Raw genomic sequence first — 17,254 nt, forward strand, 5'->3', positions numbered from 1 at the left:
TGGAATCGCGCGCATGAGGTGTTCTATGCCGCTTTTCCCAGTGGCACGACGATCTGCTCGACCTCGATTCCCGCTTTGTGGGTGTCGATGATCGTCAAGTCGGCGTGTTGTCCACCGCTGCCTGTGCCGCTCGGGGCTTCGCCAACGCTGCCAACGTTGATGATGCGCACGCCCTGCACCATGCGGTCGAATGGCACGTGCGAGCCGCCGCAAACGATGATGTCGGCGGGATCGTCAGCGAGCAGCGCTGCCATCTCCTCGTCGGTCATGTCGTGCGAGAACGGTTCGAACGGATCGGCTGGAGAACCGTGGATGAGAAGCAATTCGCTTCCATCCTCCAAATTGATTCGGTGGGTCGCCGGAAGCCTGCGCAAACGAGTGAGAATGAGGTCTCCAAGCTCTCCACGCGTCGCGGCGAGTCTTTCGAGACGTGCACGTTCGTGCGGGTTTTTCGGCACCACGTTGGCGGTATCGAGCGTCGCAAGGGCTCGATCACCGACACCTTGAACCACGACGGCGCGGATTTGCGTCAGGCGTCGCCATGTTTCGAGCGCGCCAGAACCTGGAAAACAGACGTCTCCGGCCACGAGGACTTGCGCATAACCACGCTGTTCGGCTGCGGCGAGGACGGCCGAAAGCGCATCGGCATGGCCATGAATGTCCGAAATGCAGAGCAGGCGCACACGATGAGCATAGGAGCTGGACGGAGCATCGCCAAGGCGATCGGTCGACGCGGATGTGCCATCGTCGCGATCGCTGGCTCGGGCGGAAAGCGTGGCATACGCGCCCGCCAGGTCCTCCATCGAGTGCTAGTTTGCCGGCCCCGATGGTCGGCTGCTCTCGGCTCTTGACGCTCGCGCGACGGATCGATCCGCATCGTGCCGATGTGTATGCCACTCGATTTTCAGAGCGGATCGCGCCTGGTTCCCAAGCCTTTGCGTACGCCGTGCTCCTTGCGAGCGCGTACCCGGCTCTCTCCGCAACGATCGAAGCTGCCCCGGAAATTGTCGAGACAATCTCGGCCGAGGGGCACCAAGTCGCGCGCGATCATGCAAACCTCGCGGCGCGTCTTCGATCGCGCATGGGCGACGACAGGGACTCCGATCACGTTCTGCGCGAGCTGCGACGCTTTGCGGCCGAAGAACGCGTGCGCGTCGCGTTGCGTGAACTGCTTCCACCCTCGCTCGGCGGTGCCGATGTCGACGTGACCTCGCAGGAGATCACGGCCCTCGCCGAAGTGACCATCGATTGTGCACTCCGGGAGGCAAAGGCGCAGCTTGCCGCACGTTTTGGCTTGCCCCAAAGGGACAACGGAACGTCCGCTAGGTTTGTCGTCATTGGTATGGGCAAACTCGGGGGCAACGAGCTGAACGTCGGATCCGACGTCGACCTGGTGTTCTTTTACGACACCGATGAAGGCGCGTGTTTGCAAGAGGGCGTCGTCACGTTGACCCTCCACGATTTCTGGTCACGTGTCGCTCGACGGATGACCGCGATGATCGAAGACGTGACCGAAGATGGTTGGGTTTGGCGCGTCGATCTTCGTTTACGCCCCGAGGGCCGCAGCGGACCGCTCGTCAATTCTCTCGCAGCAGCCGAGCGTTATTACGAATCGTTCGGGCGTACGTGGGAGCGCGCAGCGCTCGTGCGCGCAAGGCCCATCGCAGGAGACCTCGATTTGGGCGATGAAGTGCTCGCCGCGCTCGATCCATTCGTGTGGCGACGGCGTGTCGATCCTTCGATCGCTCTCGAGATGACCAAGCTCGTGCAGCTCGCTCGCACGGAGTTGTCGAGTGGCTCAGGGCGTGATCTGAAGCTCGGCACGGGAGGCATTCGCGAGGCAGAGTTCTTCGTGCAGACGCTCGAGCTCGTGTGGGGAGGTCGTGAAGCGCGCTTGCGAGCGCGCGGGACGCTCGACGGTTTGCGACGTTTGCGCAGCGCGGGGCTCGTGACCGATCGCGAAGCACGCGAGATCGCAGAGGCATACTTGACGTTCCGGCGAGCCGAGCACGCGGTGCAATTCGCAACGGGACAGCAGACGCATTCGTGGCCAGCCGACGAAGAAGCGGCGGGAAGGCTTGCTCGGGCACTTGGTTTTTCCGGGACCGAGGCATTCGATGCCGATCTCGAACGGCACATCGGTCGCGTTTCGGCACGTTTTCGATCGCTCGTTCCCGATGGTGCTCCGGCTCCATCTCGCTGGACGGAAGCCATCGCCGCGCTCGATGACGACAATGCGGCGGCGTTCGAGGCAGCGTGGCGACGCGTTTCGGCGCACGTCGATCACGCCTTCGCTCCCGATGCGTCGGAGCGTTGGGCTGATGTCGCGCGCGATCTTTTCGTGATGTCGCGGCGGCCCGATGCACTGCTCGGCGCTCGCAGTCGTGAAACGTATCCACTGCTCGCCGATGCTCTTCTCGATGCCGTTGCCGATGCGGCCGACCCAGAGCTCGCCGCGCGAACGCTGCGCATGCTCTTCATGCGACTGCGTCATCCGAGCGTGTATTTGCGGTTTGTCGGGGATGAACCGCGAGCCGTGCGCCGGCTCGTCGAAGCCATCGGGGGAAGCGCATTTCTCGGCGAAGCGCTCGTACGCAATCCGGACTTGGGTGATCGCATCTGGTTCTCGCGTGGCGTGCCAACCATTCGGTCGGTTCACGTCGAGCTCGAGGAAGCCGAGCGAGAACCATCGACCGACGAAGACCCCGACGAGCAGCTCGTGGGGGCGCTGAGGCGAACGAAAGCTCGTGTCGTCGTCGACGTGGGTCTGGCCGATCTCGCCAGTGAAATTGGTCCGCGCGAAGTGGGCGATGTCCTCTCGGAGCTTGCAGACGTGTCGCTTCAATCAGCTACGCGTCATGCGCTCGGAACGCCCAAGGGTGAGCCTGTGCGCGGGCTGTGCGTGCTCGCGGTGGGCACGCTGGGTGGCCGAGAAATTGGCTACGGCTCGGATCTCGACGTGCTCTTTCTTTTCGATCCAGCCAAAGCCCCATCGGGCGTCGATCCACACACGTTTTTCGCGCGCTCGGCTCGACGAGTCATCAAGCTGATCTCGGTGCTTCATCCCGCAGGGCCGGGTTACGAGCTGGATACGCGGCTGCGCCCTTCTGGGAACCAAGGGTTGCTCGTGACATCGATCGACGCGTTTGCGCGTTATCACGGAAAGGCTCATCGAACCGATGGTCGAAGTGGATCGGCATCCGATACGGAGGCGCCGCGTATAGAAGCGGCGGTATGGGAGCGCTTGGCGCTGCTTCGAGCTCGCGTGGCCGCGGGTGACGTGGACCTTGGTGTTCGTGCGATGGAGATCGCGCATGCGGCTGCGTACACGATGGTTGGTGATCCAACGAATGTTGCAGATGAGCTACGGCGCATCAGGCGCCGGATGAAGCTCGAGTTGTCGCAAGAGCGGCACGGCCGTTTCGACTTGAAGTTCGGTCATGGAGGGCTCGTCGAGATCGACTTTTGCGTCCAATTCCTTCAGATGCTGCATGGTAGCGATCTGCGCGTGCGAACGACGGAGACCGCGGTGGCGATCGACGCACTTGAAAGTGCGGGGCATCTCGCGCCCGAACGCGCGGCCGCGCTGCGTGAAGGTCATGCGTTTTTACGCAAGCTCCAAGGTCGAATTCGCATCGTGCATGCGGATGCCTCTTCGCTCGTGGAAGAGACCGCCCCGGGGCTTCTGCCGCTTGCTCGACGCATGGGCATACGCGATCGACCTGGAGCGGAGGCAACCGTCGAGCTGCTTGCTCGTTACCGTGAAGTAACGACACGCGTGAGGCAGGTGTACGAATCGACGTTGAAGGGTTCGTGATCGTCGCGGTAGGGGTATCCTAAGCGTCGATGGGTCTCGTTTATCTGTTCGCGTTCGTCGTGGGGCTTGGAATCCTGGGTCTTCAAGCCGCCATGGGTGGCAAGGGAGGCGGCGATGATGTTGGGGGCCAGGGCGACGCGGCCGGCAAGCCTCTGGCAGTCGACGACGCCATTGGCAAAGGGGTCGGTGGATCGTTTGACTTCGTAGCGTTTTTTCTGTCGCTGCGATTTTGGATCTTCGCGTCGCTCGGCTTTGGAATGTCGGGTTCGTTGCTTCACTTCTTGGCGCTCGCGACGCCGCTCGTCGTCTTCGCGCTGGCCGTGGCATCGGGCCTCGGGGCGGGGCTCTTTGCGAGTCTTGCGTTCAGGTATGTGATGCGTTCATCGGTTTCCACGACGGCGGACGTGACGCAGGCGACGGGCACGGTCGGTCGAGTGCTCGTTCCAGTGGGCAAGCAAAAGACAGGTCAGATCCGCGTTGTCCTTCAAGGTCAAAGCGTGGACTTGATTGCGAAAACCGACGGCGAAGACATTGCGCGAGGCGAGCAGGTCATCGTGGAAGAGATCGATGGCAACACGGCTCGGGTGTCGAAGTCTCCGACCGAGCTTCTGTAACGAGTTGGCGTCGCTTGGGGACGAGGTGCAACTGCATCGCGTCGCGCACGAAACTTTCCCAGGACTGATCCGCTGGTTGCCCCATTGCCTGGTAGTCTCGGCGCATGTCGTACACACTTCTCGGCAGCGTCCTCTTTGCGTCGATCGACGCGCAGCGGCGCCCACGATCGTCGGCAGCATTGCCGATCGAAGGGGCGCCCGACATGGATCAGGCCATCCTCGTGCTCTTTGCCGCAGGCGGCGTCATTGTCCTCTTCGGCATCATCGTCCTGATCTTGCGGCAATTTCTCTTCATTTGTCGCCCCAACGAGATCCTCGTTTTTAGCGGTCGCAAGCATGTTTTGCCGGATGGAACCGTGAGTGGATACAAGATCCTTCACGGTGGTCGAGGCGTACGCTTGCCGTTCCTCGGAGACCGTCAGTCGCATGGACATGCGGCTGTTCCCGGTCGAGGTGCAGGTGCACAACGCGTACTCGAAGGGTGGAATCCCGCTCAGCGTGCATGCGATTGCGAACGTGAAAGTCGCCAGCAGCGACACCGGTGTGCGTAACGCCGTCGAACGATTTCTTGGGATTTCCAACGAGCAGATCGCGATTGCTGCGCAGCAGACGCTCGAAGGCGTATTGCGCGAGGTCATCTCGCAGCTCACGCCGGAAGAGGTGAACGAGGATCGCTTGAAGTTTGCCGAGACGCTCGTGGACAATGCGCGAGACGACTTCGACAAACTCGGCCTCGAGCTCGACGTGCTGAAGGTGCAGCACGTGGCAGACGATCAGCATTACTTGGCAAATCTCGGTCGTGGGCGGATCGCGACGATGTTGCGTGACGCGGCGAATGCCGAGAACGCGGCGAATCAGGCTGTCGCGGAAGCGCAAGCGGCGGCGCGACAAACCGCTGAGACCGCGACGAAACAGGCAGAGACGGTCATTGCGCAGGTACGCAACAACTACCGCGGAGAAATCGCCAAGCTCGAAGCCGAGGCCAAGCAGCTCGAAAACGAGGCCGAGATCGCAGCGGAAACAGAGCGCGCGATGGCCGAACAGGAGTTGCAGTCGTTACGCGGCGACCTCGAGAAGTTGCGTTTGCATTGCGACGTCATTCTTCCTGCCGAAGCAAACCGCAAAGCGCAAGAGCTCAAGGCGCGCGGCGAAGCTGCTCCTACGGTCGAAAACGGCAAAGCGACGGCGGAAGCACTGCGCCTCGTTGCGCAGGAGTGGGCTGGGGCCGGGCCTTTGGCAAAAGACGCGTACGTATTGCAGCAGCTAAGGCAGCTCATCACGGCGGCTGCGTCGCGCGTTGCGCAAACGCAGATCGGTCAAGTCAACGTCGTCGCCGGGTCCGACGTCGAAGCGTACAACGCGCTCATTGCCAGTTATCCCGCCGCCGTAGCTCGCGTGCTCGATGAAACGACGCGCGCCATGGGCATCGACATTCAAAACATTCTCAGCGGGGAAGGGAGGTCCGCATGATCGGCATCGTCATGGTGCTTGCGCTGACGGCGACCGTCGTAGTCGGTTTCGTCGTCTACACGCTCAAGAACCTTCTCCTCGTCAGCTCACCCAACGAAGTGCTCGTCTTGTCAGGCGGTACGCATCCGACGGCGAATCGCGATGTTGGTTATCGATCGGTGCGCGGTGGCCGTGCGGTTCGCATTCCGCTGCTCGAACGCGTCGATCGGATGGATCTCAGCAACATTCCTGTCGAGATCGCGGTCAAAGGCGCCTACTCGAAGGGCGGCATTCCGCTCAACGTTCAAGGGGTTGCGCACGTAAAGCTTCCTGGCGAAGAGCCTCGGCTTTCGAATGCCGTCGAGCGTTTTCTCGGCAAGTCACGTGCTGAAATCGCAGACATTGCGCGCGAAACGCTCGAAGGAAACGTGCGTGGCGTTCTCGCCCAGCTCACGCCCGAGCAAGTCAATCAGGACAAAACTGCGTTCGCGGACAAACTTCTCGAAGAAGCCGAGCACGACATGCAACGCATGGGTTTGGTGCTCGATACGTTGAAGATTCAGAACGTCACCGACGATGCCAACTACTTGAACTCCATTGGTCGCATTCGAGGTGCCAAGGTCCGCATGGAAGCGAGCATCGTGGAGGCGCGGACGCAGGCCGAGGCGGCGAAGCAGAAGGCGGAAAACTGGGCGAAGAGCGAGGTGGCGAAGATCGATGCTGATCTTGCGATTGCTCGCCAGGAAACCGAACGTCGCAAGCAGGATGCTCTGTCGCGTCGCGAAGCCATGATCCAGGAATCGCGCGGTCAGGTGCTCGCGCAAATCGCGCAGGTCAAAGCCGAGATCAACCGACAGAAAGCACGTGCATTGCAGGTCGAGCGTCAGCTTCAGGCCGACGTCATCCAGCCTCATGATGCCGAGCGTCGTAACCTCGAAGAACAGGCGCGAGGTGAAGCGGCGAAGATCGTCGAGCTTGGCAAGGCGGAAGCCGAAGCATTGCATCGCCTCGTCGAAGAGATTCGCAAGGCAGGTCCGGGTGCGCTCGATCTGTTGGCGCTTCAGCAAATGATGCCGCTGCTTCCGCACATTGCCGGGGCGCGTGTTCCGATGAAGATCGGTACGTTCTCGGTGTTGCCCTCGGGAGACGGATCGTTTGCACAGAAAGCGATTGCGTTGAACGAGCAGCTTCGCGCGGCGACGGGTGTCGACCTCACCGAGATCGTGGGCCGTTTTGGCACGACACCTGCGGTGACCGCGCTTCCTGCAACGTCGGGCGCCCCTCCTGCGCCGCCAATCGTTGCTGTTCCAACGAAGCCAAAGTCTGCTCCGCGTCGATCTTCCTGAAACCTAGCCACAGCTTGGACGCTCGCTTCACGCGCGTCTTACGCGCGCGAAGCGGACGTCCAAGCCATGGACCGGTATCAAACCGTTACGGGCAATTCCCCGAGCAGTTCTGGCCAGCGCAGAGCAAGAGGCTCGTGGCGGCGTTCGTCAATGCGCACTGACCGAAGCACAGAGGTAGGCTGCCGCCGCCGGCGACGCAGTTGAGGAAGCAGTCGACCTTTTGCATGCAGTTTGCTTGCGCTTGGCACGCTGCGAATTGCTGGCAGCAGCTCTGCTGCAGGCAGTTTTGGCAGGACGAACCGTCGGACGGGCAGTTTGCCGTGCCGCAGATGCCCGTCGTGCACGCGCCGGTGCAGCATTCGGACGCCGTCATGCACGGCTGACCGTTCGGCTTGCACGCCGTGCCGCAGATGCCGTTGTTGCATACGCCCGTGCAGCAGTCGGCGAATCCAACGCACGTCGCACCATTCGGTTTGCAGCCGCAAATGCCATCGACGCACTTGTTCGAGCAGCAATCACTTGCGGCCATGCATGCATTGCCGTCCGGTTGGCACATCGGCGGGCCGCAGATCCCACCGTTGCACTGAGCCGTGCAGCATTCGCTTGCCGTGTTGCATGTTTGCCCGTCGGGCTTGCACACCGGCGGGCCGCAGATGCCGCCGTTGCACTGAGCCGTGCAGCATTCGCTCGCCGTGTTGCACGTTTGCCCGTCGGGCTTGCACATCACGGGTCCGCACTTGCCAGCGTTGCACTGCGCCGAACAGCATTCGCCCGCGAGCATGCATGCCTGCCCGTCGGGCTTGCACATGGGCGGTCCGCACACGTTGCCGTTGCACTGGCCCGAGCAGCAATCGCTCGCGACCTTGCACGCGTTGCCATCGGGCAAACAAACAGGACCGTCGCAGATGTTGCCGTTGCACTGACCCGAGCAGCAATCGGCGCCCGTGCTGCACATCGATCCGCTCGGCAAGCACTGCGCGCCACACGTGCCTCCCGCGTTGCAGACCTGCGAGCAGCATTGGTCGTCGCCTGAGCACATGGCTCCATCAGGCGAGCACATGCCGCAGGTTTGTCCGCAGATCGTGCTCACTTCGTTGACACACAAACCATCCCACGACGTGTTGCAGCAGAACGGATCCGTCATGCAGATCGACGCAGCACATGGGCCGCAGCTCGGTGACAGCGGTCCACCGATGTCGCAAACATCGTGCGAGCACGGATCGATGCACGCTCCGTTCGAGCACTTTTGCGAACAACATTGCGTATTGTCCGAGCAAGACGAACCAGTTGGGTTGCACGAGCCCGGGCCGCAGATGTTGTTGGTGCACAAACCACTGCAACATTGGAATGGCGCCATGCAGGGCTGTCCGTCGAGCTGACACATGCCGCCGCCGCAGATGCCGTTGTTGCAACTGCCGCTGCAACAGTCGACCGGCGAGCCGCACATGGCCCCATCCGGGAAGCACATGCCGCCGCCGCAGATGTTGTTGTTGCAGATCCCGCTGCAACACTCGAACGGCGCGCCGCACTTGAAGCCGTCCGGGAAACACATCCCGAAGCCGCAAACGCCGTTGTTGCAAGCGCCGCTGCAACACTGGAAGGGTTGACTGCACTCGAATCCATCCGGCAGACACGGCCCAATTCCGCACGTGAAGTCGTTACAGATGCCGCTACAGCATTCGATGGAATCCATGCACGGAAGGCCATCGGGCTGGCACATTCCGAATCCGCAGATGCCATTCACACAAGACGCGCTGCAACACTGCGACGCGTCCGTGCAGCCGAAGCCATCGGGCTGGCACTGACCGACGCCGCAAACTCCGTCGTTGCATACGGCGCTGCAACATTGCCCGTTCGACACGCATGTCGTGCCGTCGGGCTGACACTCGCCGGTTTCGCAGACGCCATCGATGCACGAATTGCTGCAGCAGTCCGAGTTTGCGGTGCAGAAATCTCCGCCCGGATTGCACGCGCCGGGCCGGCACACACCGTCTTCGCAAGCCGTTCCCGCGCAGCACTGCGCGTCGGTTACGCATGCTGTTCCAGCAGGCAAACACGAAGGACCGCCACCTTGGCCCCCAGCGCCCCCGCTCCCCAGGCTGTCATCGAACCCAAGCAGTTCGGCACGTCCGCCACATGCGGCGAGCGCCATGCCCAGGACAAACCATAGAAAAGAAGCCCGATAAGCGGGTTGTTGCATGACCCGAACGTAACACGGAAGTCGTCCCGATCGTCCAATTCCGGGAGATCCGCCATCCGCCTGCGACACTCGAGGCCGCCCCGCCCGATCTGCGCCCGATTTTTCAGCGTCGCGCATTTGTCGTGCCGGCCATCATGTCCGATTGCTCTGCCGTTTGCTGCCGGCCAAGTCCGTGCGCAGTGCAAGAACTCGTTATTGACCTATGCAGCGGGCGCAAGGGACGAATCTGCTACACTTCACGCGTGTCGCTGAAGATCGACCAAGACCACGGCCGCTTTCGCCAAATCGTGCGCGGCAGGATTCGTCAGAATCTCCGCAAGTACATTTCGCAAGGCGAGCTCATCGGGCGCAAGGGCAAAGACCTCGTTTCGATTCCCATCCCCCAAATCGACATTCCTCGCTTCCGCTTCGGGGACAAACAGCGAGGCGGCGTAGGGCAGGGGGATGGCAATCCGGGCGATCCGCTGCAGCCCGACGAATCGCAGGCCGGTGAAGGACGCGCGGGCAGCGACGCCGGTGAACACATTCTCGAAGTCGACGTCACGCTCGACGAGCTTGCTGCCATCTTGGGTGAAGAACTCGAGCTTCCCGACATTCAGGACAAGGGCAAAAGCAAAATTTCGAATGCCCATGATCGATATTCCGGAATTCGTCGCGTCGGTCCGGAGTCGCTCAGGCATTTCCGCCGCACCTATCGCGAAGCGCTGAAGCGCATGATCGCCAGCGGGACGTTCGAGCACGACAAACCGGTCGTCGTTCCCGTTCCGGACGACAAGCGATATCGGTCGTGGAAAACCGTCACCGAACCCGTCGCCAATGCCGTCATCATTTACATGATGGACGTTTCGGGCTCGATGGGGGACGAGCAAAAGGAAATCGTCCGTATCGAATCATTTTGGATCGATGCGTGGCTCACCAAGCAATACAAAGGGCTCGAATCGCGCTTCATCATTCACGATGCCGTCGCGCGCGAGGTCGATCGCGAGACGTTTTTCCATACGCGCGAATCCGGCGGCACGATGATTTCGAGTGCTTACAAGCTTTGTGCTCAAATCATCGATGCCGACTATCCCTTCGAAGAATGGAATATCTATCCATTCCACTTCTCCGACGGCGACAATTGGTCCATGGACGACACGCTTTCCTGTGTCGACATTTTGCGCAATCGCCTTTTGCCGCGGTCGAACATGTTCGCCTACGGCCAAGTCGAAAGTCCTTATGGCTCGGGGCAATTCATCAAGGACTTGCGTGAGCATTTTCCCAAGGACGAACGCGTCGTGACCAGCGAAATTCGCGACAAAGATGCCATCGTGGGCAGCATCAAAGACTTCCTCGGAAAGGGCAAGTGACGGGCATATGAGCAAATTCGCCCTCAATACCGCATTGCCACGTTACCTCCGAGAAACGCAGGAGCGCGTCGAAGCGGCTGCACGCGAGTACGGCCTCGATTTTTTTCCCGTCGTGTTCGAAATCCTGAATTACGACCAAATGAACGAAGTCGCTGCGTATGGCGGTTTCCCGAGCCGGTATCCCCATTGGCGGTTCGGTATGGAATACGAGCAACTCTCGAAGAGTTACGAATATGGCCTCTCGAAAATTTACGAGATGGTCATCAACAACAATCCCTCCTACGCGTACCTGCTCGAAGGTAATTCGCTCACCGACCAAAAATTGGTCATGGCCCACGTGTATGGGCACGTGGACTTTTTCAAAAACAATTTCTGTTTTCGCTCCACCGACCTCGACCAGCGTGGCAACATCATCGATCCGGTCCGTCGCGTCGGTTCTTACGATCCCGACAGGAAATGGATCGACAAGATGGCCAATCATGGAGCTCGCATTGCCAGACACATCGAACGGCACGGCATCAATCGCGTCGAAGAATTCATCGACAAATGCCTGTCGCTCGAAAACCTCGTCGATCCCTGGCAGCCCTTCAGCGGCAAAACCTCGGCGCGGAAGGTTGGCGAAGACGACGCCGAAACACCCGTCGAAGTTCCGCGGCTGCGCGCCAAAGAGTACATGGAGTCGTTCATCAATCCCGAGGAATACATCGAGGCGAAAAAGAAGCAGCTCGCGAAAGACCGGCCCGAACGACGTGTTCCGGAACAGCCCAAGCGCGACGTGCTCGAATTCCTCTTGGATCATGCGCCGCTCGATAGGTGGGAGCGTGATGTTCTCGAGGTTCTCCGGGACGAAGCATATTACTTTGTTCCGCAAAGACAAACCAAGATCATGAACGAGGGTTGGGCTGCCTATTGGCATTCCAAAATCCTCACCGAAAAGATCCTCGATGCGTCGGAAATCATCGATTACGCCGACAACAACGCCGGCGTCATGGCCACCGCTCCGGGCAGGCTGAATCCGTACAAGCTCGGTGTGGAGCTTTTCCGATACATCGAAGAACGTTGGGACAAGGGGCGCTTCGGGCGCGAATGGGAAGAATGCAGCGACCTCGATGCGAAACGCGATTGGGACATGCGCCTCGGGCTTGGCCGCAAGAAAATCTTTCAAGTTCGTGCGCTCTACAATGACGTCACGTTCATCGACGAATTTCTCACGCCCGAATTCGTTCGAGATCAAAAGCTTTATACGTTCGGATATTCCGGCCGAAATGATCGCCTCGAAATCGAGAGCCGCGCCTTCAAGGAAGTCAAGGAAAAGCTTCTGTTTTCATTGACGAACTTCGGCGACCCCTACATTCGCGTCGTCGATGCCAACTACGGCAATCGCGGTGAGCTGCTGCTCGAGCACCAGCACAGCGGAATGGATTTGCGCGCCGATTACGCACGTGAAACGCTTGCAGCCATCGTTCGCTGCTGGAAACGCCCCGCGCTCGTCGCGACGAAGATGGACGGCAAACACGTCGTGCTTCGTTACGACGGCAAGGAACATTCCGTGTCCCCTCATAAACCCTGATGCTCCCGTCACATCTATCCCCCCCGCTGCTCGTGAGCCTCCTTGCGCTCGCCAGCGCATGCTCGGGTACATCAGGACAAACCGCTCCGTTTCCGCCACCAAACGCCTCCGTTTCAGCCGCGCCAAACCCTCTGGTCACAGCGCCGCTTCCACTCCCAGCTTCGGATCCGCCACCGTCCGTTGGGTCGGGCGTGCCTCTCGATGCGCCAGTGACCGACGTCAAAGCATCGGATCCCGCGCCTTTTCAGGCGCTCGCGCGAGGTTCCGGGCAAGCGGCCGATCGTGCGCTCGTCGAAGGAGACGATGCCTATCGCCGCGCGGATTTCGTTGCTGCTCAAAAGGCTTATCAAAAAGCCGCGACGTTGGCCCCGAAGGATGCAGCGCCGATCGTCGGGCTCGTTCGAGCTCGTTTGTCCGCCGAACGCGCTCCGGTCGACATCGCTGCAGCGCCGGGTCATCCGGGGCTCGAACAAGCCGTGAAGGACCTCGAGCGCGCCGTGCGTCTCGATGGAAAGTTTGCCCCCGCGCGTGTCGAGCTCGGGCGAACGCTGCTCGTTTTGGGGCGTGTGGACGAGGCTTCGGCCGTGCTTCGCAAGGCTATCGAACTAGCTCCGAGCGATACCGAGGCGCATTCGGCGTTTGGCGTAGCGCTGCTCGGGACGGGCAACATCGAGCCGGCGGCGCGTGAATTCGAAGTCGCGGCGGGGCTCGAATCCACCTCGGCCGTGCGCTTCAAAAACCTCGGAACCGCGCTTCTCACGGCGGGCAAGAGTGCCGAGGCTGCGCGGGCATTCGAGCGGGCGGCCGAGCTTGCTCCGGGGGATGCACGCATTCAAAACGACCTTGGAACGGCGCTCTTGACGCTTGGTGAAACGGATCGAGCCGTCGTGTGTTTGCTCGATGCGGTGAGGCGTGATCCGCGGCGAGCGACGTATCGATCGAACTTGGGGTACGCTTTTGCGCAGAAGGGGGAGCTCGATCGGGCGATGGTGATCTACCGCGAAGCGTTGGCGCTCGACGAGCGTCTCGTGAGCGCGTGGATCAACCTGGGAAATGTGTTTGCGAAGCAGCGCAAGTTTGCTTCTGCGCGCGAAGCGTACGACAAGGCGCTCGCGATTGATCCTGCCGATCCGCGCGTGAAGGCGGTGATCGACGAGCTTTTGGCGATCGAGCAATCGGAAGGGGCGGGTCGGAAGGACAAACCGTGAAGGTTGCAATGAGTTCTCCTTGACCTTTTGCTCGAACGGCGCTTGATTGCGGTGACTTTGCTGGGGCTGAATCCATGACCATCGACATCGACGACATCGTTGGTGTAGGCGGCGAGCTCGATCCGCATGTGCTCGTCGAAGCCTACCGGCGTGGTGTTTTTCCTTGGCCGATAGATGGATTGTCCGTTCTTCCCTGGTTTTGCCCGCGGGAGCGCGCGATTCTCGATTTCAAGCTCATTCATGTACCGCGCAGTTTGCGCCGAGCGCTCCGACAAACCTCGTTCGTATGTACCGTCGATACCCAATTCGATCGCATCATCGATCTTTGCGGCGAAGTGCCTCGGCCGGGGCAAGACGGGACGTGGATCACGCCGGAGCTGCTCATGGCGTACAAGGAATTGCATCGAATGGGTTACGCGCATTCGGTGGAAGTGTGGAATGTCGAAAAGCGATTGGTGGGCGGCATTTACGGCGTGTGTGTCGATGGGGTGTTTTCTGCGGAGAGCATGTTTCACCTCGAACCGAATGCATCGAAGGTTGCGCTATTTCATTTGGTTTCGCTGCTCGAAAAGGCGGGTTGTGAATGGATGGACATTCAAGTCATGACGCCGCACATGGAAGCGCTCGGAGCCATTACGCTGTCTCGGAAGCGTTTTCTCGACAAGCTCGCGAAGGCTCGAGCGCGTGGGCTGAAGCCTTTTCCAACGTAATCAGGTGCTGCTCTTGGGCCCCATTCGTCGACTCGAAACCGGAGGCGGCACGATGGTCATGACGAGCGAGTCGTCGATTCCCATGCCGCGAAGATGCCGGCGCAGCGTGCCAAGTTCGAGGAGTCCGATGCGAGCCACCGACGCTTCGAATGCATCGAGCGCGCTTTTTTTGAATTGGTGCTTCGATAATAGATAGATGCGCTCCTGATAATCCTCGACGATGGTTTGAAATTCCAAATTCGCACTCGTCGCGTACGCGCGATCGATTTTGGGATGAACGTGATTGGACAAAAGATCGGCGATCAGTGATAGTCGTTCGATTTTCGCTCGCGCTTCGGCCTCGACGGTCGCAGCGGACGGGAAGAGAATATTGTAAATGGGGTCGTAATCGGGACAGCCCAAAAGGCGCCAGATTTCTTCACCATGGCTTTGCACGAGTGCTTCCGCTTGGCGATCGAGGTTTTCGAGCGCCTTTTCTTCGCGCGCCAAGGCCCTTTCGACGTCCTTTTTGTCTCGGGCGATTCGCTGAAGGATCGCTTCGATCGGCGCAAGGTGCTCTTCGGCTTTGCATTTGCACGGATCTCCTTCGAAGCGCGCATTGGCGAGCGCCATCGTGATGGCTTCTATCATTTCGGCCGTCGTAATGCGTTCGCTTGTAGGATCATCCATCGCGCGACCTCGAGCGTCAGGACGTCAATATGGGTTCGAATGCTTCGATGAGCCCTGCAAGCTCCACCGGATCTTCGATGATTGCAGCGATACGACCGGTTCCCGGAAGCCCCCCACCTGATTCCCAGATTTCTGGCTCGGTGGGATCCGTACCCGGTTCGAGTACTGCGAGGCTGTCTTTCGGCGCTGGACGTTGATCGTACAGCCACCGCAAAAGCATGCGATGACGCCAATCGAGCACCGACAAACCCACGAACAAGCCGGGGTGAATACGCGGCCTGGCGAGCAGTTCTTCCATCCAAGTGGGCAATTGCGGTCCGGTCGATCCGAGCAGCCCGTGAATGTGATCGTCTTCGGTGAGCATCGGTTGCGAAAAAATGGGCCGAGGTTCTGCGGAATATCCGCCATATAGCCGCATGATCACGATGTCGTTTTCCGTATCGAATCGTTTTGGAACGATGGGCTCCATTTTCCACGTGGTCGTTCCCGCAGTACGTTTCACGATTCGAGGTTTTGCATTCGATCCGCCGAGGGATGGTTGAATGGCCCAAATCGTGCGATTCGGTTGTTTTTCCGCAACGGCTCGCTCGAGGTGCGGGCGCCATAGGAGCGTCACGTGCACGCCTGGGGGAAGAATTTTCGCCATGGCATCGACGAGTGGCGGTACGGGCACCGTTTGCGTCGTCGCCAGTGTTTGCTGAAAAAGAGAGTGTAAAACTTCTTGTCCGAAGCGCAAAAGGCATCGCTGCGTGAGGGCGCTCAAAGACAAACCGTCTTCGGGTTTGTCGCCGTTCTCCATCATGAATTGCGATAACTCGCGCTGAAGCGTGTCGCGCGCTTCGTCGTGATCGCCCAGCACCATGCAATAAGGCCGTTCGAGAATGCCCGCGAGCGCCGGCGCAAGCCCTCGTCCACGACGTTTGCCGCTTGGTTTTGTCGTGCGACGTCCCTCGAAATCGAAGATGGCTGAATCCGTGCCACGCAAAAATAAAATGGGTGAAAACGCCTCGGCGCTCGTCGCCAAGAGCGTGCGCCTGGCGGCCGCAACGCTTCGCCCAATGTCACCCAAAGCTTGCGCGGAGCCCGTGAGCGATCGGTAGAGCTCGATCGAACACGTTTGAGCCGCCGATGCTCGGACGGGCCACAAATGCGCCACGACTGCGTCGGCTCCGGCTTTTGCGAAGAGCTCTGCGGCACTTCCGAAAGCTCCGGCCTTGGCGCCTTCACATGCTTCGAGGATCACGAGGCGGAGGTCCTCGGTAAAACTCACTTCGAGCTCTCGGGCAAACGCTTCTGCCGAAAGCCACACTTCTTCGCCTTCGTCGTCATCGGCGAGGCGCAAGACGGGGCGCCCTGCGACATCCACGCTGCCATGGCCGAGAAAATGGATCACGTGCGGGGTTTTACCGCGTCTGAGTTTGTCGAACAAAACGCGCGCGTTGATGGTGGGGCCCGAGATGGGGTCGAGCCATTCGATTTCGCCGGCGTCGATGGATGGAGCGAGCGCTTCGCGGAGCACGTTCATGGCGGTCGTTTCGGCACCGGGCGCAATGGCGAGCACGCGGACCGCGCCACGAACTTCGCGAGGTTGCCACGGTTCCGAAGAGCTCACGCCGCGAGCAACGACTAGCTTGGGGTCTGTCCCGAGAAACCCTTCCATCGTGCCGGGTTTGCAGAGTGCTTCCCAAGGCGTGGCGGCGAGCGTGCGGTCTTGTAGGAAGAGTCGAACGAGCAAGCGATCGTCCTTCGCGGCTTCGACCGAGCGTGCTAGGAGGTCGCGCAGCTCGCCCTGAAAAACGTCGCCGTAAAGGGCCTGCGCGACTTCGAGGGCGGGGGCGTCGAGGGGCTTGCCGGCTCGTATTGCGCGCCACACTTTGTTGCCGAGCGATTGGAGGGCGTCGAAGCCGCGTTCGGCGGCGAGCGTGTGAGCCGGGGGGCGCTCGCCGCGTCCGCCGCGTCCTCGGATGCGTACGTCCTCTCCGGATGTTTCGACGTCGATCTCGATCCACACAGGCTGGCCTCTGGTTCGAGCAGTTCACGCGTGTGGGCGGGCGAAGGCAAGCGTTTCTCGTCCAAAAGTGGTTGGCACCTTTTGAAGGGGCGGGGCGGTCGCAAAGGTGGTTGGCACCTTTTGGAGGGGGAGGGGCGGGGCGTTCCAAAAGTGGTTGGCACCTTTTGGAGGGGGAGGGGCGGGGCGTTCCAAAAGTGGCTGGCACCTTAGTTGTGTGAGATAGTTCACTTCATCAAAAGTGGTTGGCACCTTTTGAAGGGGCGCCCGTCCCAAAAGTGGTTGGCACCTTTTGAAGGGGCGCCCTCCCAAAA

Annotated in this window: 12 protein-coding genes; 8 read left to right on the plus strand and 4 right to left on the minus strand. The window is 60.4% G+C overall.

Features of this window, described 5'->3' with window-relative positions; genetic code table 11:
• Positions 1-23 precede the first annotated feature (23 nt).
• Positions 24-677, minus strand: a complete 654-nt coding sequence (locus tag IPM54_31890; GenBank protein ID MBK9264388.1) for a metallophosphoesterase family protein — start codon at positions 675-677, stop codon at positions 24-26.
• A gap of 149 nt (positions 678-826) precedes the next feature.
• Here IPM54_31890 and glnE point away from each other — a divergent pair, with 149 nt between their 5' ends.
• The 4 genes from glnE to IPM54_31910 all read left to right on the plus strand — a co-directional run bounded on the left by glnE (position 827) and on the right by IPM54_31910 (position 7,226).
• A complete protein-coding gene (gene glnE / locus IPM54_31895; GenBank protein MBK9264389.1) occupies positions 827-3,817 on the plus strand; it encodes a bifunctional [glutamate--ammonia ligase]-adenylyl-L-tyrosine phosphorylase/[glutamate--ammonia-ligase] adenylyltransferase in 2,991 nt (996 codons plus the stop codon).
• Positions 3,818-3,846: 29 nt separating this feature from the next.
• Positions 3,847-4,431, plus strand: coding sequence for an NfeD family protein (locus IPM54_31900; GenBank protein ID MBK9264390.1), 585 nt, complete (start codon positions 3,847-3,849; stop codon positions 4,429-4,431).
• Between the two features lie 426 nt (positions 4,432-4,857).
• Complete coding sequence (locus IPM54_31905) at positions 4,858-5,901, plus strand: flotillin family protein (protein ID MBK9264391.1); 1,044 nt, start codon at positions 4,858-4,860, stop codon at positions 5,899-5,901.
• Positions 5,898-7,226 carry a flotillin family protein gene (locus IPM54_31910; GenBank protein MBK9264392.1) on the plus strand — a complete coding sequence of 443 codons (1,329 nt, stop codon included), beginning with the start codon at positions 5,898-5,900 and terminating at the stop codon, positions 7,224-7,226. The genes IPM54_31905 and IPM54_31910 overlap by 4 nt, the downstream gene beginning before the upstream one ends.
• An 85-nt stretch (positions 7,227-7,311) precedes the next feature.
• Here the strand turns inward: IPM54_31910 and IPM54_31915 are convergent, their stop codons facing one another.
• Positions 7,312-9,426: a hypothetical protein gene (locus IPM54_31915; protein ID MBK9264393.1), complete on the minus strand. Its 2,115-nt coding sequence runs from the start codon at positions 9,424-9,426 to the stop codon at positions 7,312-7,314.
• Positions 9,427-9,668: 242 nt separating this feature from the next.
• On the opposite strand from IPM54_31915, the gene IPM54_31920 reads away from it, so the two are divergent.
• The 4 genes from IPM54_31920 (at position 9,669) to IPM54_31935 (ending at position 14,263) form a co-directional block, all read left to right on the plus strand.
• Complete coding sequence (locus IPM54_31920) at positions 9,669-10,775, plus strand: DUF444 family protein (protein MBK9264394.1); 1,107 nt, start codon at positions 9,669-9,671, stop codon at positions 10,773-10,775.
• A 7-nt stretch (positions 10,776-10,782) separates the two neighbouring features.
• On the plus strand, positions 10,783-12,345 hold the full coding sequence (locus IPM54_31925; protein ID MBK9264395.1) for a SpoVR family protein: 1,563 nt from the start codon (positions 10,783-10,785) through the stop codon (positions 12,343-12,345).
• Positions 12,345-13,553: a tetratricopeptide repeat protein gene (locus IPM54_31930; protein MBK9264396.1), complete on the plus strand. Its 1,209-nt coding sequence runs from the start codon at positions 12,345-12,347 to the stop codon at positions 13,551-13,553. Before IPM54_31925 ends, IPM54_31930 begins: the two co-directional genes overlap by 1 nt.
• A gap of 74 nt (positions 13,554-13,627) precedes the next feature.
• A complete protein-coding gene (locus IPM54_31935; protein ID MBK9264397.1) occupies positions 13,628-14,263 on the plus strand; it encodes a leucyl/phenylalanyl-tRNA--protein transferase in 636 nt (211 codons plus the stop codon).
• Here IPM54_31935 and IPM54_31940 read toward each other — a convergent pair whose 3' ends face one another.
• Together IPM54_31940 and IPM54_31945 are read right to left on the minus strand one after the other, a co-directional pair.
• Complete coding sequence (locus IPM54_31940; GenBank protein ID MBK9264398.1) at positions 14,264-14,932, minus strand: hypothetical protein; 669 nt, start codon at positions 14,930-14,932, stop codon at positions 14,264-14,266.
• A 16-nt stretch (positions 14,933-14,948) separates the two neighbouring features.
• A complete protein-coding gene (locus tag IPM54_31945) occupies positions 14,949-16,943 on the minus strand; it encodes a CHAT domain-containing protein (GenBank protein MBK9264399.1) in 1,995 nt (664 codons plus the stop codon).
• Positions 16,944-17,254 lie beyond the last annotated feature (311 nt).

It is taken from the genome of Polyangiaceae bacterium, assembly GCA_016715885.1.
Lineage (GTDB): Bacteria > Myxococcota_A > Polyangia > Polyangiales > Polyangiaceae > Polyangium.

Excerpts from the sequence above, each read along its gene's own strand:
- IPM54_31935 (MBK9264397.1), top strand. The coding sequence starts at position 13,628 with ATGACCATCGACATCGACGACATCGTTGGTGTAGGCGGCGAGCTCGAT.
- IPM54_31915 (MBK9264393.1), bottom strand. The coding sequence starts at position 9,426 with ATGCAACAACCCGCTTATCGGGCTTCTTTTCTATGGTTTGTCCTGGGC.
- IPM54_31930 (MBK9264396.1), top strand. The coding sequence starts at position 12,345 with ATGCTCCCGTCACATCTATCCCCCCCGCTGCTCGTGAGCCTCCTTGCG.
- IPM54_31910 (MBK9264392.1), top strand. The coding sequence starts at position 5,898 with ATGATCGGCATCGTCATGGTGCTTGCGCTGACGGCGACCGTCGTAGTC.
- IPM54_31925 (MBK9264395.1), top strand. The coding sequence starts at position 10,783 with ATGAGCAAATTCGCCCTCAATACCGCATTGCCACGTTACCTCCGAGAA.
- glnE (MBK9264389.1), top strand. The coding sequence starts at position 827 with ATGGTCGGCTGCTCTCGGCTCTTGACGCTCGCGCGACGGATCGATCCG.
- IPM54_31905 (MBK9264391.1), top strand. The coding sequence starts at position 4,858 with ATGGACATGCGGCTGTTCCCGGTCGAGGTGCAGGTGCACAACGCGTAC.
- IPM54_31940 (MBK9264398.1), bottom strand. The coding sequence starts at position 14,932 with ATGGATGATCCTACAAGCGAACGCATTACGACGGCCGAAATGATAGAA.
- IPM54_31900 (MBK9264390.1), top strand. The coding sequence starts at position 3,847 with ATGGGTCTCGTTTATCTGTTCGCGTTCGTCGTGGGGCTTGGAATCCTG.